Below are 251 nucleotides of genomic sequence, written 5' to 3' on the forward strand. Positions count from 1 at the left end.
TCCTTCGTGAGGACTTCGCCGTAGTTCGATTCCATCGACCAGATCGCGAGTATGATGTTCTTGTCGACGCCGAACTGGCGTTCGATCGCCTTCAGCGTCGCGGCATGCTTTGTAGCCATTTTACGGCCGATCTCGACCGTGTAGGGGTTTACACGGGAGTCCACATAGTCCCAAATCTTGGTTGTGAACTCAGGCTGAAAGGTCGCTTTTTCGAGGACGGTTGGGTCCGGCTCGGTCACTCCGGCGAAAGC

1 protein-coding gene is annotated in these 251 nt (G+C 55.8%); it reads right to left on the reverse strand.

The genetic code is table 11. The features are described 5' to 3' along the window. Positions 1-251, reverse strand: a 251-nt coding sequence (locus ACPYOM_RS23180; RefSeq protein WP_481347772.1) for a lytic murein transglycosylase, incomplete at both ends; no start/stop codon positions are given.

This window comes from Monashia sp. HAY1-2A (genome assembly GCF_056755315.1).